Genomic DNA, 24,204 nt, shown 5'->3' with positions numbered 1-24,204 from the left:
CGTGCATGTCTGTCCGGGACGTGTGCCGGCAGGGGTCGGGCTCACAGCACCCCGAGGACCATCCACCGGTCTGTCCGTGCCCTGAGGCCCAGCGTCAGCGCCCGGGCAGCCATGTAGCCCAGCGAGAAGGCTGCCCAGAGCCAGAGCAGCCCTTCGCCGCCCGCAACCCCGGACCAGGACACAGCCAGCAGCAGCGGCACGTAGACGGCCAGATTGACGACGCCGGCGATCGCCAGATAGCGGGCGTCGCCGGCGCCGATGAGGACGCCGTCGAGGACGAAAACGTATCCGGCGATCGGCTGCCCGGCGGCGAGCACCCACAGCGCGAGCGTGAGCGCCGCGCGGACGTCGGCGTCGGAGGTGAACAGAGCGCCGGCCCAGGGCGCCGCCGCGGCGAGCACCGCCCCGGTCAGGGCGCCAAAGCCGAGTCCCCACCGAGTCATGGTGCCCGTCAGCGCCCGCGCCGTCTCCGGCCGGGCCGCCCCGAGCTCCTTGCCAATCAGGGCCTGCGCCGCGATCGCGAGGGCATCCAGGGCGAAGGCGAAGAACGTGAAGATGGTCATGGCCAGCTGGTGCGCGGCAAGATTGACCGGACCCTGGGCCGTGACCACCATTACCGTGGCAAGAATCGCAATGCGCAGGCTCAGCGTGCGCAGCATCAGCCACGATCCCACCCGGGTCAGGGCCCGGATGCCGCGCCAGTCCGGCAGCAGGGACACGCCATGACGGCGGGCGTTGCGCCAGACGATGAGCACGTAGACCGCGGCCATTGCCCATTGCGCGATGCTCGTACCCGCGGCCGAGCCGGCCACCGACCAGCCCAGACCGTAGACGAGGACCAGGTTCAGCACGATATTCAGCGTGAAGCCCGCCGCCGCCACAACCAGGGGCGTGCGCGTGTCCTGGAGCCCCCGGAGCACTCCGGTGCCGGCGAAGATGAGCAGCATCGCCACCAGACCGGGCATGGACCACCGTAGGTAGTCAACGGCAAACGCGTGCACCTCGCCGCGGGCGCCCATCAGGTCCAAAAGGGGCCCGGCGGCCAGGAATCCGGCGACCGCCAGGACGATTCCGAGCAGGAGCGCCAGCCAGATGCCGTCACGCCCGGCGGCGAGGGCTTTGGCGAGCTGGCCGTTGCCGATGGCCCGCGCCACCGCCGGCGTCGTGGAATATGCGAGGAACACCATGAGTCCCACCGCCGTGTGGAGCACCGCCGACGCCAGCCCGACGCCGGCCAGCTCGGCCACTCCGAGGTGACCCACGATTGCAGAATCGGCGAGCAGGAACAGCGGCTCGGCAATCAGGGCACCAAAGGCCGGTACGGCGAGGCGGAGGATTTCCCGCCGGTGACCTGAGGACGGCGGCAGGGTCTTTGGCAGCGGAGGGGAGGCAGGCACGGATTAACCCTAACGGGCGCTTCCACGTCCACCCGCGTCATTGATTGACATTTCAACTAAAAGCGTCCACAGTAGTAGTTGAAGATACAACTTTTCACGTTTTGGTGGCACCGCCGAGCGCCCCTACCCCGAAAGGGCAACTCATGAACCAGCCCGCACTGACCACCTCCGCCCGGACCATCCTGCGCGTCATTGCAGGCTTCCTGTTCGCAGCCCACGGCTGGCAGAAGTTCAACGAATTCACCATTGCCGGCACCCAGGCGGCCTTCACACAGATGGGCGTCCCCGCGGCCCAGGCGGTGGCCCCGATCGTCGCCACCCTCGAACTCGTCGGCGGCGTCGCATTGATCCTGGGCGTGCTCACCCGCGTGTTCGCTGCCCTCCTGGCCTTGGACATGCTCGGCGCCCTGTTCCTGGTGCACGCCTCTGCTGGTGTCTTTGTGGCAACCGGCGGCTATGAGCTGGTCCTGATCCTGGCGGCCGCAGCCCTGGCCGTGGCGCTCGTCGGGGCAGGCAGCGTCTCCGTGGACAAGGCACTCTTTGGCCGCAGCGGCTCGAAACTGCGCGTCCTCGCCTAGGACAGCACCCGAATCGTGCGGCGCTCCTTTGCGGGCGCTCCCTGGCGGGCGGTCACCAAGCGGTGGCCGCCCGCCGTCGTGCGCCAGCACTTATGGCCCGCCGGGTTATGGCGTCCCGGACAGCGATTGTGTCGCCGGACCCCGGCCCCGGCCGGGCCGTTCAGTAAACTTCCAGCATGAGCGAGAACGCGCCCAATGCCGTGACCCTGCGCTTCCTGGCGGCGCCCACCGACGTGGGCCACAGCGGCTCGGTCGACGCCGGCACCGTGCTGGAGTGGGTGGACAAGGCCGCCTACGCCGCCGCCGTCGGCTGGGCAAAGTCCTACTGCGTGACAGCCTATGTGGGGAACATCCACTTCGCGGATCCGGTCAACAGCGGCGACATGGTGGAGGTCAAAGCCACCATCGTTTACACCGGGCGGTCATCGATGCATATCCGCACCGTGGTGTCCTCGTCCGATCCAAGGGGTGGACCGGCCACCATGCGCAGCCAGTGCATCGTGATCTTCGTGGCCGTGGGCGCGGACGGCAAGCCCATCGCCGTTCCGGGGTTTGAACCGGGGACGCCGGCGGAAATCGAACAGCGGGACGATGCGCTGGCCCGGATCAAGGTCCGCGAAGCCATCGTCCAAGCCATGAGCGGACAGGAATATACCGATGCCGGCACGGCCGAGCGGGTGGTGCTGCGGTTCATGGCGGCGCCCACGGACGTGAACTGGGGCGGCAAGGTCCACGGCGGCATCGTCATGAAGTGGATCGACGAGGCCGCCTACGTCTGCGCCTCCCGGTACTGCGGCAAGGACACCGTGGCCGTGTTCTCCGGCGGCGTGCGGTTCTACCGGCCGCTGCTGATCGGCGACGTGGTGGAGGTAGAGGCGCGCCTGGTCTACACGGGCACTAAGGGCATGCACATCGCCGTCCATGTCCGTTCGGGCGACCCCAAGGGGCGCGAGCTGAACCTCACCACCTACTGCCTGACCGTCATGGTGGCGCGCGATGAGACCGGCACCTCGGTCCCGATCCCGCAATGGGTACCGGTCTCCGCGGAGGACAAGAGGCTGCACGCCCACGCCCGGGAACTGCTGGAAATCCGCGGCCGGGCCCCGGGGAACCGGCTGCCGAACCACCTGCTCGCGGCGGGCAACGGCTGAGCGCAACCGGGCTAGAAGCCGCCGCCGGCATCGGCCGCCATGTTGGCAAACCGCGAGTAGTGGCCCTGGAAGGCCACAACAATGTCCTTCGTGGGGCCGTTACGGTGCTTGGCGATGAGGATGTCCGCCTCGCCGGCGCGCGGGGACTCTTTGTCATAGACGTCTTCACGGTGCAGCAGGATCACCATGTCGGCGTCCTGCTCGATGGAACCGGATTCACGCAGGTCCGAGACCATGGGCCGCTTGTCCTGGCGTTGCTCCGAGCCACGGTTCAGCTGCGACAGCGCGATAACGGGCACCTGGAGCTCCTTGGCCAGCAGCTTCAGCGCACGGGAGAACTCGGAAACTTCCTGCTGGCGCGACTCCACCTTTTTGCCCGAGCTCATGAGCTGCAGGTAGTCCAGGATCACCAGCTTGAGGTCATGCTGCTGCTTCAGGCGGCGGCACTTGGCGCGGATTTCCATGAGCGACATGTTGGGGCTGTCATCAATGAACAGCGGGGCATCATTCATGCGGCCCATGGTGGTGGCGATTTTGGACCACTGCTCGTCCTTGATCGTGCCCTTGCGAAGGTCCTGAAGACCGATCGTGGCCTCGGCGGACAGCAGGCGCATGGCGATCTCGTTGCGGCCCATTTCAAGGGAAAACATGACCGTGGCGAGGTTGTTCTTGATGGCGGCCGAGCGGGCGAAGTCCAGCGCGAACGTGGACTTACCCACGGCCGGGCGGGCGGCGATGACGATCATTTGGCCGGGGTGCAGTCCGTGCGTCAGCTCATCAAGTTCATAGAAGCCCGTGGGGACGCCGACCATGCCCTCGCCGCGGTGTCCCGAGGCCTCGATCTCGTCCACCGTGGACTCCATGACGTCCTTGAGGACCACATAATCCTCGGCGGTGCGTCGTTCGGCGACGGCATAGACCTCGGCCTGCGCCTGGTTGACGAGGTCTTCCACCTCGCCGTCCTGCCCGTAGCCAAGCTGGACGATCTTGGTGCCGGCATTGACAAGGCGGCGCAGCACGGCGCGTTCGGCCACGATTTCGGCGTAGTATCCAGCGTTGGCGGCCGTGGGGACGGTCTGGATGAGTTCGTGCAGGTAGGCGGGGCCGCCGATCCTGTTGATTTCACCGCGCTTGGTCAGCTCATCCGAGACCGTCACGGCGTCCGCGGGTTCACCACGGCCGTAGAGGTCAATGATGGCCTCGTAGATGGTCTCGTGTGCCGGACGGTAGAAGTCCTGGCCGCGCAGGATCTCGACGACGTCGGCGATGGCGTCCTTGGACAGCATCATGCCACCGAGCACGGACTGCTCCGCCGGGATGTCCTGGGGGGGCTTGCGGCTGCCCTCGGCTCCCCGCGTGCCCTCGACCGAGTCCAGATGCGTAACTGACAAAACTGCCGTCCTCCATTGTGTGCCGCGGCGAACATTCCGTTCACCCCGGCGCGTAAGCCCTGTGCCTTCAGACCCAGTGACAAGAGCCGGCTCAGCCGGCCGCTCCATTCGTATCAGTCAGCTCCGACAGTTCATGCCGGCGCCGCATATCGCAGTGACCAACACCGCCAGCACTCAGGTCCGCTATCGGTGGCGCTGGCATCAATAGCAGCACGGCCGCACCTCGCCCAAATCGGGCTCCGAACGCCTCGGCGTGACATCCATACAGCGCCCGTTTCTGCCTTCCTGGCCCGAATCTCCTGCAACGTTATCTGCCGTTGGGGCAGGCACCAACCCGGAAGGCGGGCCAGCCTGTGGATAAGCTGTGCACTACTGGCCGCTGCTTGTGCACAGTCTGTGGGTAGGCCTGTGGATAGAAAGAAATTTAATCCCGAAACCTCCGCTTGACCTGCGGAAACATTGAATTCGTGTTGTGGACACAAAACAATTTTTCGCGAAGCTTCATCCACAGCCTGCAGCTTGGGCTGGGGATATGCCGCAGCACAGGAAGCCACATTTGCCGCCCAATCGGCGACTTTTGTGACCGGACTCACGGCCGCGGGCCCGCTTTGACGCGAGCCCCGGCGTGCTGTACTCGGGCTGCAGAACATGCTGTGGACAATCGCAATCTGGCATAAGCTCTAATCATGGGCGATGTACTGCTAGTCATGTTGCCTGCCCTTATTCTGGCGGCGGTGCTTTGGGCGGGCGCCACAGCCCTGAAGCCCCGGAATTTCGGCGTCTCCGACGCCGAGCGCTACCAGCGGGAGCTCGCGGTTAAGTCCCAGGCCCACTATGCGGCACAGGTCCAGTCTGCCGTCGCCGCTCGAGCCCGCATCGAAGCGTCCATTCACCCCAGCCAGAACTCCCAGCAGCAGTCGCAACAGGAGGACCATGCACGGACCGCCGCGCAGCTGGTCCGAAACGCCTCAGTCCCCGCAGGGGGCCGCCACGCGGACGACCTGCTTGCCACCGGACACCTCAGTCCGCAGCTCTTCCTGGAACTGCAGTCGCTGGCCCGTAGCGGCCACAAGACCAAGGCCGCCCGGTTGCTGCGGCACTCGACCCACTCGGACCACCAGACCGCCAAGAATTACGTAGAACGGCTCTAGCCCATGGACTCCCTGCTCACTCCCGTACTGATCTTGGTGCTCGTGGCCGCCGGCGTGCTGCTGGCGATCCGGGCTTGGAGCCGCCGGAGCCAGCGGGCCCGGTCGGAGGCGGCGCCGCAGCCCGCCCCCGACTCCGCAGAGCTGGCGCGTGCGGCGGCGGGAAAGCTCAGCGAGGAGCAGCACCGGCGGCTGTACGCGCTGATCGCACAGGGACAGGCCATGGCGGCCATCAAGGTCTATCTCGAGGCCACGGGAGAGGGCCTGCGGGCCTCCCGCGACGCCGTCACGGCACTCGCCGCCCATCCCCAGCCGTTCCGCGCCCCGGAGGCGGCCCCGGAAGCGGCGCCGGACGAGGACGACGTGCCACAGCGATTCTCGTACCGCTACCGTGCGATCGCCAGCAAGGGTGACGTCACGCGCGAGGTGAGCAGCAACATGCTCAACGATGAGATCTATGGAAGAATCCGCACCCTCGCCAAGAGCGGCGACACCGAGGCTGCAGCGACGGCCCTGACCCGGCACTCCGATATCTCCATGAAACAGGCCAGGGAGTTCATCGCACTGCTCGATGACTGAACACCGGCAGGACTCGGCGCCGCCGGGCTACGCACGGCGGGCAGCGGCAGTGCCGCCGTCCGGCGCGGGCAGGGCCGGCTAGAAGTCGAACAGGTCCCCCAGCCAGCCCTCCTTCTTCTTGGGGCGGCGGCGGTCATCATACCGGGGCTGGTCATATCGGGGCTGGTCGCGGCGGTCCCGGCGGTCATCATACCGGCCCTCGTCATACCGCCGCTCGTCCCGGCGCGGGTCAAGGTTGTAGAGCGGCGGCGGAACCTGGCCGGGCGAGGGCAGCGGCGCTGCGGGGGCGGCGGCGGTCGCCTCCGCAACCCGGTCAATGATCTTGTCCAGCTCGCCCCGGTCCAGCCACACTCCGCGGCATTTCGGGCAGTAGTCGATCTCCACGCCGCTGCGTTCACTCATGATCAGGTCTATAGAATCCACGGGACATTTCATGTCCCGGACAACGAGCGGTCGCCCGAAAAGGTTCTCCCGGTCCCGCCGGCGGGCGCTAACGCTGGCCGGAGATCCCGGCGAGCAGCTGCTCGAACGGCAGGGACTCCAGCGCGGCCGGCTTCTGCCGCGGACCCGCTTCCTGAAGCAGGCGAACAAACTCCCCCGCTGCCCGTTCCACGCGCACCGACAACGGCGAGCCGCCGTAGTCGTTGTTCCCCCAGTCCTGGGGCCCGGCGAAGACCGCGGTGGGAGTGATCCGGGCGCGCAGGTAGGTGAAAAGCGGCCGCATCGCGAAGTCCAGCACCATCTGGTGCCGGTCCGTGCCGGCGGTGGCACCGACCAGAACGGCTTTGCCCTCCAGCGACTTGGGATCGAGCACGTCGATGAAGGACTTGAAGAGCCCGCTGTAGGACGCGCTGAACACGGGGCTGACGGCGATGATGCCGTCGGAGGCTTCGACCCCGGCGATCACCTCGGCCAGCCGCGGAGCCGCGTAGCCGGTCACGAAGTTGTTGGCGATGTCCACGGCAAGGTCCCGCAGTTCCACGACTTCAACGTCCGCGGCATAGCCGGCGGCGGCAAGCTGCCGCTCGGTCGAAGCCGCCAGCTGATCCGCCAGCAACCGGCTCGACGACGGAACGCCGAGCCCGGCGGAGATTACGGTGATACGGCGGGTTTCCACAGGTGCTCCTCAATTGAATTCAGGTCAGCAACGCTATTACATGCGTTTGCATCTACCTACACAAGGGGCGGGGGTGCGGATTTATTCCCCGGCGGTGACAGGCCTGCCACCGTCTGCCAGACTGCGGCCATGGCTGAAAACAAGACCCAGGCAACCGGCGCGTCCGTTGAGGCGTTTCTGGCCGGCGTCGAGCATCCCGTGCGGCGCGGGGACGGGCACCGCCTGGTACAACTGATGTCCGCGATCACGGATCAGCCGGCGGAAATGTGGGGTCCGAGCATTGTCGGGTTTGGCCGCTACCACTACAAGTACGCCACGGGCAGGGAGGGCGACGCCCCGGCCGTCGGGTTCTCCCCCAGGAAGTCCAGCCTCTCGCTGTACGGCCTCACGTACGGGCTCACGGACGCGCCCGAAACCGCCGAAGTGCTGGGACGCCTCGGAAAGCACAAGCTCGGCGCCGGGTGCCTGTACGTCAACAAGCTCGCGGACATCGACGAGGCCGCCCTCACGGAGCTCATCCGCCGCGGCTACCGGCACGCCACCACGGCGCTGCACCACGGCTAGTCCCGCCCCAAGCAACGCGGGGTCACATCGCGCCCAATAAGCCCGCCGCATTGGGCCGCAAGTGACTCCGCGTTGGTTAAAAGCAGAAGGCCCCCGCCGCCGGATCCCATGAGGATCAGGCAGCGGGGGCCCTCAACAGTTCAGGACCGCCTGGCCGTGAGGCCGGAAGCCGAGAAGACTATTTGCCTGCGACGACGTCGAGTTCGATCACAGCGGAAACGTCGTCGTGCAGACGGACGTTTGCCTGGTAGGAACCGGTCGACTTGATGTGTGCCGGCAGTTCAACCTTGCGCTTGTCGATGCGGCCCAGGCCAGCGGCCTCAACAGCGTCGGCCACGTCGCCCTGCTTGACGGTGCCGAACAGGCGTCCGGTTGCGCCAGCCTTGACGACCAGCTTGACCGGCTTGGCGGAGAGTGCAGCAGCCTGCTTCTGAGCGTCTTCCAGGGAAGCGTGCTCGCGGGCAACGCGGGCAGCCTTGATGGACTCAACCTGCTTCTCGCCACCCTTGGACCAGGTCAGGGCGAAGTTGCGGGGCAGCAGGTAGTTACGTGCGTAACCGTCCTTGACCTCGACAACATCGCCAGCAGCACCGAGACCGGTTACTTCGTGGGTCAGAATGAGCTTTGCCATGTTAGTTAATCCCTTCCTTAGCCGCGGCCAGCGCCGGAGTAAGGCAGCAGAGCAACTTCGCGGGCGTTCTTGATTGCCTGGGCGATTTTGCGCTGTTCCTGCACCGTGACGCCAGTGACGCGACGGGCGCGGATCTTTCCGCGGTCGGAGATGAACTTGCGCAGCAATGCTACGTCCTTGTAGTCGATGACAGTGATGTCAGCGGCCTTCAAGGGGTTGGACTTTGGTTTGGGCTTACGGAGTTCAGCCTTAGCCATCGTGGAGCTCCTATTCGATGGAGCCCGTGGATATTGATCCACGGGATGGTGGTGATCCGGCGCGGTCGGCGCCCGGCCGCCTTGCGGCGTCCCGGCGGTTTTCGTTGCCGGACCTTAGATGTTGTTTAGAAGGGAGGTTCGGAATCCGGGCCGTTGCCCCAGCCGCCGCCAGCGTTGCTGACCCCGGGCGTGGCCCACGGGTCCTCTTGCGCTGCGGGCTGGTTGCCGCCCCAGTTTCCGCCGGAGTTGCCACCCTGGTTTCCACCAGAGTTGCCACCGAAACCGCCGCTGTTGCCGCCGCCGAAGCCGCCCTGTCCACCCTGACCGCCGGAGCGCTGGGTGCGGTTGACCTTAGCATTGGCGTAGCGCAGGCTCGGGCCGATTTCATCGACCTCAAGCTCGATAACGGTGCGCTTCTCGCCTTCTTTTGTTTCGTAGGAACGGCTCTTCAGGCGGCCGGAGACGATCACGCGCATGCCCTTGGTCAGGGACTCGGCGACGTTTTCGGCTGCTTCACGCCAGACCGACGCGCGGAGGAACAGGGTTTCCCCGTCCTTCCACTCATTGGACTGCCGGTCAAAGGTGCGGGGAGTAGAAGCGATGGTGAAATTCGCTACGGCCGAACCTGACGGTGTGAACCTGAGCTCGGGGTCATTGGTGAGATTACCGATGACCGTGATAGTAGTTTCGCCTGCCATCTACTGCCTCCTTGTGCGTTCCTGCGGAATGAAGATTGAACGTTGACGCTGAATTACTCAGCAACAACTTTCTGCTCTTCGGGGCGGGTGATCTTGGTGCGCATGATGGTCTCGTTGAGACTCAGCTGGCGGTCAAGTTCCTTGGCGGTAGCCGGCTCAGCGGTGAAGTTCACCACGGCGTAGATACCTTCGGACTTCTTCTGGATTTCGTAAGCCAGGCGACGACGGCCCCAGATGTCAACCTTTTCGATGGTTCCACCATCGTTGGTGATGACGTTCAGGAACTTCTGAAGCGACGGCTCAACGGCACGCTCTTCGACCTCGGGGTCGATGATTACCATCAATTCGTAAGGACGCATATGTGAACCCACCTCCTTTGGGCTAAGCGGTTACGGCATTTCCGTAACAGGAGGTTCATTTGCGGTGCCATGCGGTGCCCGGGCCACCGGAACGGGGCTGGGCGCAGCACAGACTTCACTATCTTAGTGCATCGGTGCTTGTTCCGGCGACTCCTGATGGACCCACGCTAGTCCGGCCCTCAGGCGGCGGGAAGCGGGCAGGAAGCACATGTGGAAAACCGCCGCTCGGCCGGGGTCGGAAGCCTCGCCCTGTGCCATGATCTGAAAATGGACTCCGACACTGAATCCACGGCCGTGCCTCCGCCAGTGCGCCGCAGCCGGCTGCGCTTCGCCGTCATGGTGCTGGTCGGGCTGCTCGCCGCCGCAGCGACCGGGATGGCGGGCTACTGGGTGGAGGCCCCCGCGGTCGGCTGGGCCTGCGCCGCGGCCTGCTACGTGCTCTGGGTGTGGTTGGTCGTGGGCAGGCTGGACCCTGCTGACACCTGGGCCCACGCGACGGCGGAGGACCCGTCGCGCAGCGTCACCGACCTGCTGATCCTAGCCGCGAACGCGGCGAGCCTTGTGGCGGTGGTCGCCGTCGTCATCGACTCGCACAGCAGCGACTACGCGGCACGCCTCGGGGGTGGGGTGCTCGCGCTGGCTTCGGTGGCGCTGTCCTGGCTCCTGGTCCAGACCCTCTTCACACTCCGGTACGCCGAGCTGTATTACAGCACCGAGCCACATGCTGGGGCGGCCGTGGGCGGAATCAGCTTCAACCAGGCCGGCCCGCCGCAGTACACGGATTTCGCCTACCTCGCCACGAGCCTCGGCATGACCTACCAGGTCTCGGATACCGCCCTGGAAAACCACAGTGTGCGTGCCGAGGCGCTGAAACACAGCCTCTTGTCCTACGTTTTCGGGACCATCATCCTGGCCGCGACGCTCAACCTCGTGGTCGGGCTGACCGCCTAGGGCACCACCGGCGGCTACGCGGCGGTCCGGAAGAAGGCTTCGGTGGCCTTCGCCAGCCGGTGCGGGTCCTCGACGCCGCAGAGCTCGCGCGCCGAATGCATCGAGAGCAGGGGCACGCCGACGTCGACCGTCCGGATCCCCAGCCTGGTGGCCGTCAGCGGGCCGATCGTCGAGCCGCACGGCATCACGTTGTTGGACACGAATTCCTGGTAGGGGATGCCGGCGTCGTCGCACAGCCGCGCCCAGAGGGCGGCCCCGGCGGCGTCGGTCGCGTAGCGCTGGTTCGCGTTGATCTTTAGCAGCGGGCCACCGTTGAGGACCGGCCGGTTGGCGGGATCGTGCCGCTCCGGGTAGTTCGGGTGCACGGCGTGGCCCGCATCGGCCGAGACGCAGAACGACGCCGCGAAGGCCTGGCGCCGCTGGCTCGCCGAAGCGCCGAGCCCGTCGGAGATCCGCACCAGGACGTCTTCGAGGAGGGGTCCGGATGCGCCTGAACGGGACGCGGAGCCGATTTCCTCGTGATCGAAGGCGGCCAGCACGGCGATCGGCGCGCCGCCGGACATGGGCGTCCCGGCGTGCGCGATCAACGCCGCGAGCCCGGCGTGCGTCGCCGAGAGGTTGTCGAGCCGGCCCGAGGCGAAGAACTCGTCTTTCGCGCCGAAGACCGCCGGGGCCTGGGTGTCCGCGATCACGACGTCGTACCCGCCGATCCGGGCCGGATCCACCCCGGCGCCCGTGACCTTCGCGGCGAGGAGCCCCAGCAGGTCCTCGGCGGCAGGATCGCCCAAGCCGAACACTGGATTCATGTGCTGCTGCTTGTCCAAGACCAGGCCTTCATTCACGGCCCGGTCCAGGTGGATGGCCAGCTGCGGGAAACGCAGCAGCGGACCCGTCGCCGTCAGGTGCTGGCTGCCGTCGCGCAGAACGAGGCGGCCGGCGAGCTGGAGTTCGCGGTCCAGCCAGGAGTTCAGGAGGGGGCCGCCATAGACCTCCACGCCGGCCTGGAGCCAGCCGAACTTGCCGGTGGTGGGCTTCGGCTTGAGCTTGAACGACGGTGAATCCGTGTGCGCGCCGAGGATGTTGAAACCCGTGGTCGCTCCGGCACCCGCCGGCACCACCCAGGCGATGAGGGCGCCGTCGCGGATCACGTAAAACTTGCCGGCCGCCTCGGCGGGGGCCGCAGGTGCGGGCGCCGGCCACGGCTGCAGCTCATCGAGGCCCGTGAAGCCCGCCTCATCCAGTCGGCGCGCGGCCTCATGGACGGCATGGAAGCTCGACGGCGACGCGCTGACATAGGCGCCGAGGTCCTGGATGTGGTCTGCGGCAGAGCTCGGTGATGGCATGGCTTCGAGTCTAGCCGGGCGGGTTCCTCAGTCCCGGCCGTCCCGCAGCTCCGGCCGGTAAGGGCACCGGCGGCGCTCGGCCGGCATGTGGCGCCGTCGGGCTATACCGTGACCTTGAGGCCGGCGGCGTAGCCGGCCGCCACCGACCCGCTCATGGTGGCCAGCTGGTAGATCCCGCCGTCATCGCCGAACACGTTGTCGGATTTCAGGGTGGTGCGCGGGAAGTTCCGGGCGCTCAATTCGTAGCCCGCGGACGCGTAGACCTGGCGGCATGCCGCCTCGGTCAGGGCGATCTGGGACACCGCGAGGACCTGGCCGGCCGCCGTCGCATTGCTCATGGACTCAAAGACTTCGAAGTGGATGTGGGGCCAGCGGCCGTTGTAGGCGCCCGGGTAGATGGTCGTGAAGATGACCTGGCCGTTGGCGTCGGCCACCTGGACGCCGCGGAGGTAGTTTTCGCTGTGGAGCGCGGAATCGTACATCGAGTATCTGCCGTCGCGGTCGCAGTGCCAAGCGTAGACGGCGGCACCGGCCAGCGGGATGCAGCCGTTGGCGTTGTCGAGCAGGGTCAGCGTGACGGTCAGAGGGACGCCCTGGGCTGTGCTGGTGGAGGTTCCGAAGCTCGACGTGATGTCCCGGCGGACCACGCCGGACGCCTCGAGGACGTTGGGCCCGTTAGAACCGTCGCCGGGGAAGGGGCCGGCAGTTTCCTGCGGCATTTCGGCGCCGCATTCGGCAATCGCACGCGTCAGTGTCGGGGAGGCCGCCGCCGACGTTGCCGCCGCCGAGGCCGACGTCGAACTGCCGCCGCTGCCGCCGGGGGTACAGGCCGCCAGGGCGGCGGCGGTACCCGCACCAAGGAACATGCCCAGCGAGCGGCGGCTCATAAGAGTGGAGAGATCGAATTCCAGGCCACGATCGTGGTCGGGATGCGGCTCGCGCGGAGGCTGCGGCGTTGATGTCATGACCCCATCGAACCCGGGATGGCCGTGGATTGGCTAGACCCCTCGGAAATGGCCCTCCGGTTTCGGCGAAGACCGGACATGTCCCTTGCCGGCGCCGCGTCCCGTCCTGCCCCGCGGGACATGCCCTCCCGTTCGTCACAGGGTAGGACATGCCCTCCCCTTCGTCACAGGGTTGGACATGCCCTCCCCTTCGTCACAGGGTTGGACATGCCCTCCCGTGCATACGGACATGCCCTTCCCTGCACCGCGGGACTGGACATGTCCCCCGGTGTGCACGGACATGCCCTCCCTCCGCGCCGGGGAATGGACATAATGCCGCTATGTCCAGTGGTGGGCTTCGGGGGAGGGCATGTCCGGTGGTGTGGGCCGCCTAATCCGGCCTGTCGCCGGAAGAGTGGGACCTACGGCATCGGGCGGCCCGCCACGACAGCATCGTCGGCGGAATCCGCGCCGCTTGCGGCAGCGTCGGCGGAATCCGCGCCGCTTGCGGCCGCGTGGGCGGAATCCGCACCGCTTGCCACCGCGTGGGCGGAAGCCGCACCGCTTGCCACCGCGTCGGCCGGGGAATCGGCGTGATCTGCGGCCGCCCCGGCCGTACCTGCTGCCGGGACCCTATCCGCCGCACCGTTCCGTCGGTAGCGGAAGACTCCGATCCCCACCACGACGGCGGCGAGGGCCAGCGAGAGCAGCAAGGATTCCCGCGTGGATTCCAGGATCACCATGCCGATCAGGAGGGCGACGATGCTGCCGATGGCCAGCCATGTGAGGTACGGGAAAAGCCACATCTTCAGCTGAAGGTCCTTGGCGGCGGAGCCCATGCGGCGGCGCAGGATCAGCTGGGAGGCGGCGATGACCAGCCACACGAACAGCGCAATGGCGCCGGAGGTGTTGACCAGGAACAGGAAGACGGTGTCCGGGGCGATGTAGTTCAGGCCCACCGTGACGAAGCCGACTACCGTGGAGGCCAGCACCGTATAAGTCGGCACGCCACTCCTGGAAATCCGCGTCCAGGACTTCGGCGCATCCCCGCGCCGGGACAGCGAGAAGAGCATGCGGCTGGCGGTATAGAGGCCGGAGTTCAGGCAGGAGAGCACCGAGGTCAGCACCACAATGTCCATGATGGTTCCGGCTCCGGGGATGCCGAACAGTTCGATCACCGCAACGTAGGGGCTCTTGGCGACGGAGGCCGAGTTCCAGGGCAGCAGGGTGACCACGATGGCGATGGAGCCGATGTAGAAGACGAGGATGCGCCAGACGGTGGACTTCACGGCCTTTTTGACGGCGTCAACCGGGTTCTCGGACTCACCGGCGGCGATGGTGGCAATTTCCGCGCCGAAGAAGGAGAAGACGACCACGAGGATGCCGGCCAGGACGGCGCCGGGGCCGTTGGGCATGAATCCGCCGTTGCCGATCAGGTTGTCCAGCCCGGGCGCCGGGACACCGGGGACCAGGCCGAGGATCGCGGCAGCACCGAAGAGCAGGAAGAGCACGATTGCCGCCACCTTGATGGAGGCAAACCAGAATTCGAATTCGCCGTAGGACTTCACGGAGCCGAGGTTGGTCAGCGTCAGCAGCACCATCAGGGCCAGCGCCCACACCCACTGGTCGATGCCGGGCACCCAGCGGTGCATGATGGCCGCCCCCGCCGTGGCTTCGATGCCGAGGACAATGATCCAGAACCAGGCGTAAAGCCAGCCGATGCTGAAGCCGGCCCAGCGGCCCAAGGCCTTGTCTGCATAGGTGGAGAAGGAGCCGGTTTCCGGGTTGGCCGCAGCCATTTCGCCCAGCATCCGCATCACGAGGATGACGACGAGTCCCGCCGCGGCGTAGGCGACGAGGATGCCCGGGCCAGCCTGTTGGATCGCGGCACCCGAACCAACAAACAGGCCGGCGCCGATCACGCCGGCGATGGCGATCATGGACAGATGCCTGGGTTTTAGGGATTTTGAGAGCTGCTGGTCAGCGTGCATGAATGCGCCGTCCTTCGTGGGGGGTTCAGGCCAGTTCTATGCCGGCACTCCATGGAATCCATGCTGTGCGGCGGGCCACAGTGTCGTTTCACCCTAGACCGCGCCAGACAGGCCGCGGTTTGTGCAGTTCCACAAATGACACACGGCCAAACCGGAGCATGCGCCAGTGAGAGGGCATGGAGGGCAACTTAAGATTACCAACAGGCAATTACATCGTGTGCCTGAAACCACTGCTTCATGCCCTGCAGCAGGTGCCGGGCCCGCTACCCGGCAGTAGCAGGTCCGGCGGTCAGCGCCGCAGACCGCAGGTAACCGACTCCGGTGGAGGCCCGCCTGCCCGCCTCCGTCAGTAGTCCGCGTTGCTCGGCACCACGAGGCCCGTCTCGTACGCATACACGACGGCTTGGACGCGGTCCCGGAGGTGGAGCTTGGTCAGGATCCGGCGCACGTGCGTCTTGACCGTGGCCTCGGACAAGAAGTACCGGTGCGCGATTTCGGCGTTGGAGAGCCCCTCCGCCAACGCCCCAAGCATCTCGTTTTCGCGCGGGGTGAGGTCCTCCAGCAGCGGATCCTTCGCAGCCCTGGCCGCAAGGCGCCCAGGGACTTGATCAGTGCCGGCAGCGTCAGTGCCCACGGTTCCGGCGCCCCGGACATAGGTCTCCAGCAGCCGCTGCGTCACGCGCGGGGCCACGACGGCGTCACCGCTGGCCACCACGCGGACGGCACTGATCAGCTCCGCGGGGGCCACGTCCTTGAGCAGGAACGCCGAGGCCCCGGCCTGCAGACCGGCAAAGGCGTATTCGTCCAGGTCGAAGGTGGTCAGGATGATGACCTTGGCGACGGAACCGGAGGCCGCGATGGCCCGGGTCGCCTCGATCCCGTCCAGCACGGGCATCCGCACGTCCATCAGCACGACGTCGGGCGCGAGCTCCCTGGCTTGACGCACCGCTTCGGCGCCGTCGGACGCCTCGCCCACGATGCACAAGTCGTCCTCGCCCTCCAGGATCAGGCGGAACCCCATCCGCAGCAGCGGCTGGTCATCCACCAGCAGAACGCGTGTGGGCCCTTGCTCGGCCATTATTCCCCCCTGGTTTGGTTGCACTGGGTTCGCCAGCACTGAATTCGGTTGCAGTCTCGTCATGGCAGTTCAGTTCCGCATGCACCCGCCAGCCGCCGTCGCCCGTGGGCCCTGCCTGCACGGTGCCGGCATAGATCCCGGCCCGTTCGCGCATCCCGGCGATTCCCTGGCCGGTGCCGCCGGTGCCGCCGGTCCCGCCGGCGCCAGACCATCCCACCTGGTCAAGCGTGCCGCCCCCGGGACCGCCGGGATCAACGGTGCCCCTGCCGTCGTCGGTGACGTCGATGGTGACCAACGAGCCGTTCCGAAGGATGCTCACGTCCACGCGGCTAAGCGCGCGCCCGTAGCGCAGCACGTTGGTCAGCGACTCCTGCACGATCCGGTAGACGGTCAGCTGGAACGCCGCGTCGCGGGGCAGGGACGGACCGGTGTGCGTGTAGTGCAGCGGCAGGCCTGCGGTGCGGAAACCTTCGAGCAGTTTGGCGAGGTCGCCGCCGGCCACGAGCGGACCGCGCGGAGCGTGTCCGGCGGCGGAATCGTCACGCAGCACGCCCAGCACGCGCCGCATGTCCGCCAGCGCGGCGCGTCCGGTGCTCGAGAGTTCGGCGAGGACGCCGGCGGCGCGGTCGGGATCCTTCTGGACCACCACGGCGGCGCCGTCCGAGAGGCTGATCATGACGGTCAGCGAGTGCGCCACGACGTCGTGCATTTCGCGGGCGATGCGGTTCCGTTCGGTGACCGAGCCCAGCCGCTGCGCCCGTGCGGCCCAGGCGGCAATCTCGTGTTCGTGCTCACGGCGCTGACGCACCGAGATGCCGATCCCGGTGGCGATCACGTTAGAGAGCGTGATGCTGATGGCGGCGGCGATGCTCGCGACCAACTGGAAGTTCTCCGGGGTGCGGACCGCAATGTCAGGCAGCCGCCCGTCCAGCGGGCCAACGGCCAACAGGAAATACAGGACCACCAGCGGCCCGGTGGTCAGGGCCAGGGCCGCCGCGGCGAACCGCCGGGTGCGGACGACGGCGACGGCGTACAGCGAAAACCAGAGCCCGGCCGAGACATTGGAGCCCCAGGGATGCAGGAACGTGACGGCCAGTTCGAGTGCTCCCACCGCAGCCACCACGCGCACCGGATAGGCGCACCGGAAGAGCAGCGCCGGCGCGGCCGCCGCGAGCAGCACGGCAACCGGCCAGCCGCCGTGCGTGAGGGACTCGACCGCCGTCGGCGTGACCAGGACCAGGTAGCAGCACACCACCAGGACGTCCATGACCCGAGGATGGGCCAGCAGGTAGCGGCGGAGCCGGCCGCGGCGGCGGGCGGTGAGTTCGGCGAGGGACGCGTCGGCCGGACCGGCCGACGCGTCCCTCACAGGTACTGCATCGATCATGCTTTGAGCCTAGACGCTGCGCCGCGGCGCCGGCCTAGACGTCCCGCTTCTTGAGCAGGACGGCGGCCAGGAGCACCGGGATCACAACCCAGGCGCCCAGCACGAGGCCCGCCTGCCAGGCTTCCAGGGTGTCCGGGACATGTTCCACGGCGGTCAGCGGATCCACGGTGTTGCCGGGCAGGTACTTGCGGGCCTCCACGAAGAAGTCACCCGGAATGAGCTGGAAGGCGATGGGGGCCACGAAGAACAGGCCCACCAGGCTCATGATGCCGCCCGCGGAGTTGCGGATCAGCGTGCCGAGGGACATGCCGATCGCCGCGACCGCTGCCACGTAGAGGCTGTTGACCAGAAGCAACTTGACCGACTGCGAGCTTCCGAGATCGAGCCCGAGGCCGTAGTTGTCCAGAATCGGCACCGACACCAGCCCGGCGACCAGGGTCGATGCGGCGGTGATGATGAACGACGTCAGCACCACCACCACGAGCTTGGCGGCGAATGCGGGGATGCGCCTGGGAACCGCCGCGAACGTGGACCGCGCCATGCCGGTGGTGAACTCCGAACTCATGAGCAGCACCCCGAGGGAACCCAGGATCAGCTGGGCGAAGGCGATGCCGGAGGTGGGGACGGTGACGGCGAGGTCTCCGCCCTGGGCCGCGATGCGGGCGGCAGCCTCCGGGTCCTGGGCCGCCGCTTCGGAGAACTGGCCCGTGCCCCAGGCGGAGAGCGCCCCGAACCCCACCATGACCACCACGGTGGAGCCGAGCAGGATCAGCGTGGACAGCAGGGTGCGGAACTTGATGAATTCGGAGTTGAGGACCCGCAGGAAGCTGGGGCCGGGGCCGGTACTGGTGCCGTCGCCGGACCGCTGGGCGCGGCTTTCGGCGCCGCGGGGTGATGACGGTGTGGATTCAACAGTGGTGGAGCTCATGGTTACTTGCCTCCGGCTTCGACGGGAGCGCCCGTGGTGATCAGCGAGTGGTATTCGACCTCATCCTTGGTCAGCTCCATGTACGCCTCTTCGAGGCTGGCCTGGAGCGGGGTGAGCTCGTAGAGCAGCACTTGGCTGTCAAGGGCTGCGCGGGCGATCTGCCGGGGATCCAGGCCCTTGACTTCCAGGAGCTCCCGCTCCTGGACCTCGACCGAGACGCCGGTGCCGGCCAGCAGCTGCATGAGCCGGTCCGGCTGGTCGGTGCGGACCCGGGTGCGGCCCTGGCCCTTGCCCGTGATGATCTCCTGGATCGGGGCGTCCGCGATGATCTTCCCGCGGCCGATCACGATCAGGTGGTCGGCCGTGACGGCCATTTCGCTCATGAGGTGGCTGGAGAGGAAGACGGTGCGCCCCTCGGAGGCCAGATACTTCACCAGATTGCGGACCCACACCACACCCTCCGGGTCAAGGCCGTTGACGGGCTCGTCCAGGATGACGGTCTGCGGGTCGCCCAGAAGGGCCGCGGCGATGCCGAGCCGCTGACCCATGCCGAGCGAGAAGCCGCCCACCTTTTTGCGGGCCACGTCCGCCAGCCCGGTCATCTCGATGACTTCGTGGACGCGTTTTTTCGGGATGCTGTGGGTGGCGGCCATGGCCAGCAGGTGGTTGTAGGCCGAGCGGCTTGTGTGGACGGCCTTGGCGTCGAGGAGTGCGCCGACGTCGCGCAGGGGGGCGGCATGCTTGGTGAGCGGCGATCCGTTGACGGTCACGGAGCCCGACGTCGGCCGGTCCAGCCCCATGATCATCCGCATGGTGGTGGATTTTCCGGCCCCGTTCGGGCCCAGGAAGCCGGTGACCCGGCCGGCTTCGACGGTGAAGTTGACGCCGGCGACGGCGGTCTTGTCGCCGTAAACCTTGGTCAGGCCTCGTGCTTCGATCATGGAAGCGTTCCTTTGCGTAGCGGGGATTGTCCGGGGCACCGTACTCACGGGCCCGTCTGCACACCCCACGCTACCGACGCGGCTGCCGTATTTCGCCGGTCTCAGGGATGATTCAGGGGCGAATCAGGGTAGTCCGCGAGGATGACGTCCCGCAGGTGGGGCGCGGGCCGCGGGCCGGTGGGGACTCAGCCGAGCGGCGAGTAGTAGGTGAGTGCGCCGCGGCGGACCGTGAAGTCGATGCGCCGAACGCCGGGCATGACTTCTCCATCGACGGCGAGGACCAGGTGCCCGTCCGCGGATTCCACGGTGATCCGGTCCGTTTCGGTGAGGTGGGTGATACCCGAGGTGGCCACGGTGCCGGTCAGCACGGCCCAGAGCAGCCGCAGCCGGGCGAACGGCTCGTCGGCGGTGATCATCCGCAGGTCCAGGACGCCGTCGGCCAGTACGGGCCGGACCAGCGGTGCGTGGTCGCGGGGGTAGTACCGGCCGCGCCCGATGTACAGAATCCAGAGCCGGTGCCGCACCCCGTTGACGATCAGGGTGGTGGGGGTGCCGGCCGCGAAGGTGCGGAACATCGCCACCACGCCGGCCAGGGGTTTGCCCAGTGCCGGCTGGAGCTGCTCGCGCCGACGGACCAGGTTCGGGTAGAGCCCGACGCTGGCGGTATTGAGCATGGTCAGTTCAAGTCGTTCGGGGCTGTCGGGAAGACCGCGTTCGACCCTCACGTGTCCGATGTCCGCCAGTGCCGCCTCGCCACGGTCGGCCGCCCGCCGGGCCGCCTCGAGGGTGGGTGTTCCGGCGTCCCGCGCGAAATGGTTCAGTGTGCCACCCGGCAGCACCAGAAGCGGGAGGGAATGTTCGACGGCGGCAGCGGTGGCAGCGCCCACCGTCCCGTCCCCGCCCCAGACGCCGAGGGCGGAGGTGCCGGGGCGTAGGGCAACGGTGGCAATCTGTGCCGCGACGTCCTCCTCGGGCGCAATTTTCTCTATGTACGCCTTGGGGAATACTTTCTGGAGGGCGTTTGCAGTTTCTGCAGCGTAAGAGCCCCCTAACGTGTTGACCGCAATGCTGAGCCCTTGTCCGTCGGGGAGCTCCGCGGCCCGGACGGCATTCCGGCGGGTTTCCGGGAAGGGCGGCCGGACTGGCCACCAGCGCCGGGTGACGAGCGCGGCGCCGGCGCCGATGGCGGACCCAAACGCCACATCCGAAGGCCAGTGGGCGCCGGTGTGAACCCGGGAATAGGCCACCCCTGCCGCGACCGGCGCCAGGGCCGCTCCCAGGGACGGGCGGATCATGCCCACACCGAGTGCGAAGGCCACGGCGGAGGCGGAATGGCCGGAGGGCATCGATGAACTCGTGGGCTGGGGGTGGACGAAGCGGAAGACCGGCAGATGTTCAGGCAGGGGCCGGGTCCGGGGCAGGAGAGTTTTGAACACCAGGTTCGTGACCGCCGATGCCAGGCCCTGCGCCAGGACCCCGTGCAGGGCTGCCCGCCGCGTCTTTCCGGGGACGAGGGCCATGACTCCGGCAATGCCAAACCAGAGCTTGCCCTTGGTGGCGGCGGCGGACAGGCGGCGGAAGAGATCATCGTGGCTTCCGCCCGGCAGGTTGGAGACCGCGCGGACCAGTTTGCGGTCCAAGCTCGACCAGCGGCGTGGAGCCTTCCTCAACATGGTGCGCATCTGACCACCCTACTGCCGGAGGCCGTCCACCGCAGGAGGGTGCGCGGTACTGGCAGATCCTCTTTTGCGGGCGCCCTACCGGGCGCGCAATGGCTTCGCGGCCCCGGCGAGCAGCAGGGCCACCAGGATCGGAACCCCGATCGCCAGCAGGGCGGCCCGGATACCCGTGACATCGCCGAGGTAGCCGAGCAGGGGCGGTCCGGCGAGGAACGCGATGTAGCCCAGCGTGGACACGACGGATACCCGGGCGGCGGCCTTCCGGGGGTCATCCGCGGCGGCGGACATCCCGATCGGGAACGCCAGTGCGGCCCCCACGCCCCAGAGCACTGCACCGGCGGCGGCCAGCCAGATTGTTCCCGCGAACACGAAGAGGCACAGGCCTGCAGCGGCTGCTGCCATGCTGGCGCGGAGCACGGCTACCCGGCCGTAGGCGTCGATCGCCCTGCCACCGAAGAAGCGCATTGCGGTCATCGCCAGCACAAAGGCGGCAAACAGCAGCGCGCCCGCGGACTGTTCGGCACCGAGTCCGTCAACCGCTGCCTTGGCAATCCAGTCGTTGCCGGCACCTTCGGTGAGGGTGGCGCCCAGGACGACGACGCCGATCAGCAGCGTCCGCCCGTCACGCCACGCCAACCCGGCCTTGCCATGGCCGGGTTCACCTGCAACGGATGGAACGGCGGCCACATGGGGCAGGAAGTAGCGCGGGGCCACGGTGGTCAGGACTGCGACGACGGCGGCGATGACCAGCAGGTGCGCCGGGAGCCCGACCCCCAGGGTGGACAGTCCGGCGCCGATCAAGGCTCCCAGGAACGCGCCGCCGCTGAAGGCCGCGTGGAACTGCGGCATGATGGTGCGTCCGAGCCGGTGTTCGACGTCAGCGCCTTCAATGTTCTGCGAAACGTCCCATAAGCCGACTCCGATGCCGAAGAAGAACAGCGCAATTGCCGTGCCCGGTATGGATTCCGCCAGCAGGGACAGAGCCACGCCAGCACCGGCCGCCGCGGCCACGAGCCCCGCGCCCCGCACGGTGTTCGCCGTGCCGATCCGGCCCACCACGAATCCCGCGGCGGGCAGCGCGATCAAGGAACCGACGGCCACGCACAAAAGCAGCGTTCCCATCTGGCCGGAGGTGATGTGCAGGATCTCCGTCACCGCCGGAATGCGGGCGGCCCAACTAGCGAAGACCAGCCCGTTGATTCCGAAGACGAGGAAGGTGGCACCGGCTGCGGCCTTCAGTTGCGGTTCGATTGCGGTGCTGGTCATACGATCGCTGCTTTCACCGAGTGTCGGGCAAGTCGGGCAAGTTCTTCGGGTTCTTTGAGACTGAAAGCCTTGTCAGTGACAATAGCGATCAACGCGGGCGTTGCTGGAGTGCGGCGGTTAGCGGACGCGTTCGACGCGTTTTTCGTCCCAGACCGGTTCGGCGGATTCGTAGACTTTGCCATCGGAGCCGAAGACCAGGAACCGGTCGAAGGTGCGGGCGAACCAGCGGTCGTGGGTGACCGCAAGGACGGTGCCCTCGAAGTGGTCGATCGCCCGTTCCAGGGCCTCGGCAGAGTGCAGGTCCAGGTTGTCCGTGGGCTCATCGAGCAGCAGCAGGGTGGCGCCGGAGAGCTGCAGCAGCAGGATCTGGAACCGGGCCTGCTGGCCGCCGGAGAGGGATTCGTACTTCTGCTCGGACTGGCCCGCGAGGCCATAGCCGTCCAAGGCGCCGGCCGCGGCTTCGCGGCCGAGGCCGGAGCGGTGCTCGTCGCCGCGGTGCAGGATTTCGAGAAGCGTCTTGCCCAGCAGGTCCGGCCGCACGTGCGTCTGGGCGAAGAAGCCGGGCCGGATCCGGGCTCCGAGTTTCACGGTGCCCTCATGCGGAACCTCAGCGATGTCGACGTCCGACACCGGCAGGTGCTCCCGCTCCGGGTCGGTGCCGCCGGTGGCGAGCAGGCGCAGGAAGTGGCTCTTGCCCGAACCGTTGGAGCCCAGGACGCCCACGCGGTCGCCGAACCAGATCTCGGTGGAGAACGGCTTCATGAGGCCGGTCAGTTCCAATTTCTCGGCCACGACGGCGCGCTTGGCCGTCCGCCCGCCCTTGAGCCGCATCTGCACGTTCTGCTCGATCGGCAGGGCCTCGGGCGGCCCGGCCTCGAGGAACTTCGCCAGCCGGGTCTGGGCGGCGTGGTACCGGTTGGCCATGTCGGAGCGGAACGCGGCCTTGTTCTTATACATGTTGACGAGTTCCTTGAGCTTGACGTGCTCCTCGTCCCAGCGCTTGCGCAGCTCCTCAAAGCGCGCGTTCCGGTCCGCGCGGGCGTCGACGTAGGAGCCGAAGCCGCCGCCATGGATCCAGGCGCCGGCGCCGTTGATGCCCGGTTCCAGCGTGACGATGCGGCCGGCAGCGTTATTGAGCAGTTCACGGTCGTGGCTGATGAAGAACACAGTCTTCTTCGACTCGTTCAGCTTCGCCTCGAGCCAGCGCTTGCCCGGAACGTCGAGGTAGTTGTCCGGCTCGTCCAGGAGCAGGAGCTCGTCGGGGCCGGCGAAGAGGGCCTCGAGGACCAGGCGCTTCTGCTCGCCACCGGAGAGGCTCGACGCCGGGCGGTGCTGCGCCCGGTCAAACGGCAGGCCGAGGGCGGCCATGCAGACCTCGTCCCAGACGGTCTCGACGTCGTAGCCACCGGCGTCGCCCCAGTCCACAATGGCCTGGGCATAGGCCATCTGGGTGGGCTCGTCGTCGTGCTCCAGCATCGCAAGTTCCGCCTCGTCCACAGCGCGGGCGGCGGCGGCCAGCGCGGGTGGGGCGGCGGAAACCAAGAGGTCGCGGACGGTGGAGTCGTCCCGGACCTGGCCCACGAACTGGCGCATGATGCCCATGTTCCCGGAGCGGCCGATCACGCCTTCGTCGGCTACGAGGTCGCCTGCGATAATCCGGAACAGCGTGGTCTTGCCCGTGCCGTTCGGCCCGATCAGCGCCGTCTTGGTGCCGTCCGGGACCTTGAACGTCACCCCGTTGAGCAGCTGCGTGCCGTCGGAGAGGAAGTAATCGATGCCGGATACGTCAATATGAGCCACGCGTTCAATCTTCCCACGCCCGGGCG

Annotated in this window: 24 protein-coding genes; 6 read left to right on the top strand and 18 right to left on the bottom strand. The window is 67.4% G+C overall.

The window, feature by feature from the left end; all coding sequences use genetic code 11:
• Positions 1-41 precede the first annotated feature (41 nt).
• Positions 42-1,397 (bottom strand): MATE family efflux transporter, encoded by a 1,356-nt coding sequence (locus BM372_RS10495; protein WP_256214186.1) that lies wholly within the window; start codon positions 1,395-1,397, stop codon positions 42-44.
• A gap of 143 nt (positions 1,398-1,540) precedes the next feature.
• Here BM372_RS10495 and BM372_RS10490 point away from each other — a divergent pair, with 143 nt between their 5' ends.
• Together BM372_RS10490 and BM372_RS10485 are read left to right on the top strand one after the other, a co-directional pair.
• Positions 1,541-1,975, top strand: coding sequence for a DoxX family protein (locus BM372_RS10490; protein WP_090954894.1), 435 nt, complete (start codon positions 1,541-1,543; stop codon positions 1,973-1,975).
• A 176-nt stretch (positions 1,976-2,151) separates the two neighbouring features.
• Positions 2,152-3,126, top strand: coding sequence for an acyl-CoA thioesterase (locus BM372_RS10485; protein ID WP_090954892.1), 975 nt, complete (start codon positions 2,152-2,154; stop codon positions 3,124-3,126).
• 11 nt (positions 3,127-3,137) lie between these two features.
• Here the strand turns inward: BM372_RS10485 and dnaB are convergent, their stop codons facing one another.
• Positions 3,138-4,517, bottom strand: a complete 1,380-nt coding sequence (dnaB, locus tag BM372_RS10480; protein WP_090954890.1) for a replicative DNA helicase — start codon at positions 4,515-4,517, stop codon at positions 3,138-3,140.
• 686 nt (positions 4,518-5,203) lie between these two features.
• On the opposite strand from dnaB, the gene BM372_RS10475 reads away from it, so the two are divergent.
• Together BM372_RS10475 and BM372_RS10470 are read left to right on the top strand one after the other, a co-directional pair.
• Positions 5,204-5,668, top strand: coding sequence for a hypothetical protein (locus tag BM372_RS10475; protein WP_090954888.1), 465 nt, complete (start codon positions 5,204-5,206; stop codon positions 5,666-5,668).
• 3 nt (positions 5,669-5,671) lie between these two features.
• On the top strand, positions 5,672-6,244 hold the full coding sequence (locus tag BM372_RS10470) for a hypothetical protein (protein WP_090954886.1): 573 nt from the start codon (positions 5,672-5,674) through the stop codon (positions 6,242-6,244).
• A gap of 78 nt (positions 6,245-6,322) precedes the next feature.
• On the opposite strand, the gene BM372_RS10465 is transcribed toward BM372_RS10470, so the two are convergent.
• Positions 6,323-6,679, bottom strand: a complete 357-nt coding sequence (locus BM372_RS10465; protein WP_090954884.1) for a TFIIB-type zinc ribbon-containing protein — start codon at positions 6,677-6,679, stop codon at positions 6,323-6,325.
• 55 nt (positions 6,680-6,734) lie between these two features.
• On the bottom strand, positions 6,735-7,361 hold the full coding sequence (locus BM372_RS10460) for an FMN reductase (RefSeq protein ID WP_090954883.1): 627 nt from the start codon (positions 7,359-7,361) through the stop codon (positions 6,735-6,737).
• A gap of 129 nt (positions 7,362-7,490) precedes the next feature.
• Here BM372_RS10460 and BM372_RS10455 point away from each other — a divergent pair, with 129 nt between their 5' ends.
• Entirely contained in the window at positions 7,491-7,925 is a 435-nt protein-coding gene (locus BM372_RS10455; RefSeq protein WP_090954881.1) for a DUF1801 domain-containing protein, read from the top strand.
• A gap of 178 nt (positions 7,926-8,103) precedes the next feature.
• Here BM372_RS10455 and rplI read toward each other — a convergent pair whose 3' ends face one another.
• From rplI to rpsF, 4 genes are all read right to left on the bottom strand, one after another.
• Positions 8,104-8,556, bottom strand: a complete 453-nt coding sequence (rplI, locus tag BM372_RS10450; protein ID WP_018775331.1) for a 50S ribosomal protein L9 — start codon at positions 8,554-8,556, stop codon at positions 8,104-8,106.
• A 17-nt stretch (positions 8,557-8,573) separates the two neighbouring features.
• Positions 8,574-8,813, bottom strand: coding sequence for a 30S ribosomal protein S18 (gene rpsR, locus BM372_RS10445; protein ID WP_003800144.1), 240 nt, complete (start codon positions 8,811-8,813; stop codon positions 8,574-8,576).
• A gap of 125 nt (positions 8,814-8,938) precedes the next feature.
• Entirely contained in the window at positions 8,939-9,511 is a 573-nt protein-coding gene (locus BM372_RS10440) for a single-stranded DNA-binding protein (protein WP_090954879.1), read from the bottom strand.
• A gap of 53 nt (positions 9,512-9,564) precedes the next feature.
• Positions 9,565-9,870 (bottom strand): 30S ribosomal protein S6, encoded by a 306-nt coding sequence (gene rpsF / locus BM372_RS10435; RefSeq protein WP_026266755.1) that lies wholly within the window; start codon positions 9,868-9,870, stop codon positions 9,565-9,567.
• A 267-nt stretch (positions 9,871-10,137) separates the two neighbouring features.
• Here rpsF and BM372_RS10430 point away from each other — a divergent pair, with 267 nt between their 5' ends.
• A complete protein-coding gene (locus tag BM372_RS10430) occupies positions 10,138-10,821 on the top strand; it encodes a DUF1345 domain-containing protein (protein ID WP_090955106.1) in 684 nt (227 codons plus the stop codon).
• Between the two features lie 14 nt (positions 10,822-10,835).
• Here BM372_RS10430 and BM372_RS10425 read toward each other — a convergent pair whose 3' ends face one another.
• The 10 genes from BM372_RS10425 to BM372_RS10380 form a co-directional block, all read right to left on the bottom strand.
• Positions 10,836-12,164 (bottom strand): M18 family aminopeptidase, encoded by a 1,329-nt coding sequence (locus BM372_RS10425; RefSeq protein ID WP_090954878.1) that lies wholly within the window; start codon positions 12,162-12,164, stop codon positions 10,836-10,838.
• Positions 12,165-12,265: 101 nt separating this feature from the next.
• Positions 12,266-13,129, bottom strand: a complete 864-nt coding sequence (locus tag BM372_RS10420) for an intradiol ring-cleavage dioxygenase (protein WP_090954875.1) — start codon at positions 13,127-13,129, stop codon at positions 12,266-12,268.
• 401 nt (positions 13,130-13,530) lie between these two features.
• Positions 13,531-15,099 (bottom strand): amino acid permease, encoded by a 1,569-nt coding sequence (locus BM372_RS10415; RefSeq protein ID WP_256214185.1) that lies wholly within the window; start codon positions 15,097-15,099, stop codon positions 13,531-13,533.
• A 346-nt stretch (positions 15,100-15,445) separates the two neighbouring features.
• Entirely contained in the window at positions 15,446-16,177 is a 732-nt protein-coding gene (locus BM372_RS10410) for a response regulator (protein ID WP_090954873.1), read from the bottom strand.
• Positions 16,137-17,564: a sensor histidine kinase gene (locus BM372_RS10405; protein WP_090954871.1), complete on the bottom strand. Its 1,428-nt coding sequence runs from the start codon at positions 17,562-17,564 to the stop codon at positions 16,137-16,139. The genes BM372_RS10410 and BM372_RS10405 overlap by 41 nt, the downstream gene beginning before the upstream one ends.
• Before the next feature lie 34 nt (positions 17,565-17,598).
• A complete protein-coding gene (locus tag BM372_RS10400) occupies positions 17,599-18,492 on the bottom strand; it encodes an ABC transporter permease (protein WP_090954868.1) in 894 nt (297 codons plus the stop codon).
• 2 nt (positions 18,493-18,494) lie between these two features.
• A complete protein-coding gene (locus tag BM372_RS10395) occupies positions 18,495-19,433 on the bottom strand; it encodes an ABC transporter ATP-binding protein (protein ID WP_090954866.1) in 939 nt (312 codons plus the stop codon).
• Between the two features lie 185 nt (positions 19,434-19,618).
• Complete coding sequence (locus BM372_RS10390) at positions 19,619-21,115, bottom strand: bifunctional phosphatase PAP2/diacylglycerol kinase family protein (RefSeq protein ID WP_090954864.1); 1,497 nt, start codon at positions 21,113-21,115, stop codon at positions 19,619-19,621.
• A 75-nt stretch (positions 21,116-21,190) separates the two neighbouring features.
• Positions 21,191-22,378: an MFS transporter gene (locus BM372_RS10385; RefSeq protein WP_090954862.1), complete on the bottom strand. Its 1,188-nt coding sequence runs from the start codon at positions 22,376-22,378 to the stop codon at positions 21,191-21,193.
• A 117-nt stretch (positions 22,379-22,495) separates the two neighbouring features.
• Positions 22,496-24,178 carry an ABC-F family ATP-binding cassette domain-containing protein gene (locus BM372_RS10380; protein WP_090954859.1) on the bottom strand — a complete coding sequence of 561 codons (1,683 nt, stop codon included), beginning with the start codon at positions 24,176-24,178 and terminating at the stop codon, positions 22,496-22,498.
• Positions 24,179-24,204 lie beyond the last annotated feature (26 nt).

This window comes from Arthrobacter sp. ov118, assembly GCF_900116495.1.
GTDB lineage: Bacteria > Actinomycetota > Actinomycetes > Actinomycetales > Micrococcaceae > Arthrobacter.
This window is presented reverse-complemented; position numbering and strand designations above follow the sequence as displayed.

Excerpts from the sequence above, each read along its gene's own strand:
- BM372_RS10415 (WP_256214185.1), bottom strand. The coding sequence starts at position 15,099 with ATGCACGCTGACCAGCAGCTCTCAAAATCCCTAAAACCCAGGCATCTG.
- BM372_RS10470 (WP_090954886.1), top strand. The coding sequence starts at position 5,672 with ATGGACTCCCTGCTCACTCCCGTACTGATCTTGGTGCTCGTGGCCGCC.
- BM372_RS10490 (WP_090954894.1), top strand. The coding sequence starts at position 1,541 with ATGAACCAGCCCGCACTGACCACCTCCGCCCGGACCATCCTGCGCGTC.
- BM372_RS10425 (WP_090954878.1), bottom strand. The coding sequence starts at position 12,164 with ATGCCATCACCGAGCTCTGCCGCAGACCACATCCAGGACCTCGGCGCC.
- rpsF (WP_026266755.1), bottom strand. The coding sequence starts at position 9,870 with ATGCGTCCTTACGAATTGATGGTAATCATCGACCCCGAGGTCGAAGAG.
- BM372_RS10455 (WP_090954881.1), top strand. The coding sequence starts at position 7,491 with ATGGCTGAAAACAAGACCCAGGCAACCGGCGCGTCCGTTGAGGCGTTT.
- BM372_RS10465 (WP_090954884.1), bottom strand. The coding sequence starts at position 6,679 with ATGAAATGTCCCGTGGATTCTATAGACCTGATCATGAGTGAACGCAGC.
- BM372_RS10395 (WP_090954866.1), bottom strand. The coding sequence starts at position 19,433 with ATGATCGAAGCACGAGGCCTGACCAAGGTTTACGGCGACAAGACCGCC.
- BM372_RS10485 (WP_090954892.1), top strand. The coding sequence starts at position 2,152 with ATGAGCGAGAACGCGCCCAATGCCGTGACCCTGCGCTTCCTGGCGGCG.
- BM372_RS10430 (WP_090955106.1), top strand. The coding sequence starts at position 10,138 with ATGGACTCCGACACTGAATCCACGGCCGTGCCTCCGCCAGTGCGCCGC.
- rplI (WP_018775331.1), bottom strand. The coding sequence starts at position 8,556 with ATGGCAAAGCTCATTCTGACCCACGAAGTAACCGGTCTCGGTGCTGCT.
- BM372_RS10410 (WP_090954873.1), bottom strand. The coding sequence starts at position 16,177 with ATGGCCGAGCAAGGGCCCACACGCGTTCTGCTGGTGGATGACCAGCCG.
- BM372_RS10440 (WP_090954879.1), bottom strand. The coding sequence starts at position 9,511 with ATGGCAGGCGAAACTACTATCACGGTCATCGGTAATCTCACCAATGAC.
- BM372_RS10405 (WP_090954871.1), bottom strand. The coding sequence starts at position 17,564 with ATGATCGATGCAGTACCTGTGAGGGACGCGTCGGCCGGTCCGGCCGAC.
- BM372_RS10390 (WP_090954864.1), bottom strand. The coding sequence starts at position 21,115 with ATGCGCACCATGTTGAGGAAGGCTCCACGCCGCTGGTCGAGCTTGGAC.
- BM372_RS10400 (WP_090954868.1), bottom strand. The coding sequence starts at position 18,492 with ATGAGCTCCACCACTGTTGAATCCACACCGTCATCACCCCGCGGCGCC.
- BM372_RS10385 (WP_090954862.1), bottom strand. The coding sequence starts at position 22,378 with ATGACCAGCACCGCAATCGAACCGCAACTGAAGGCCGCAGCCGGTGCC.
- rpsR (WP_003800144.1), bottom strand. The coding sequence starts at position 8,813 with ATGGCTAAGGCTGAACTCCGTAAGCCCAAACCAAAGTCCAACCCCTTG.
- BM372_RS10420 (WP_090954875.1), bottom strand. The coding sequence starts at position 13,129 with ATGACATCAACGCCGCAGCCTCCGCGCGAGCCGCATCCCGACCACGAT.
- BM372_RS10475 (WP_090954888.1), top strand. The coding sequence starts at position 5,204 with ATGGGCGATGTACTGCTAGTCATGTTGCCTGCCCTTATTCTGGCGGCG.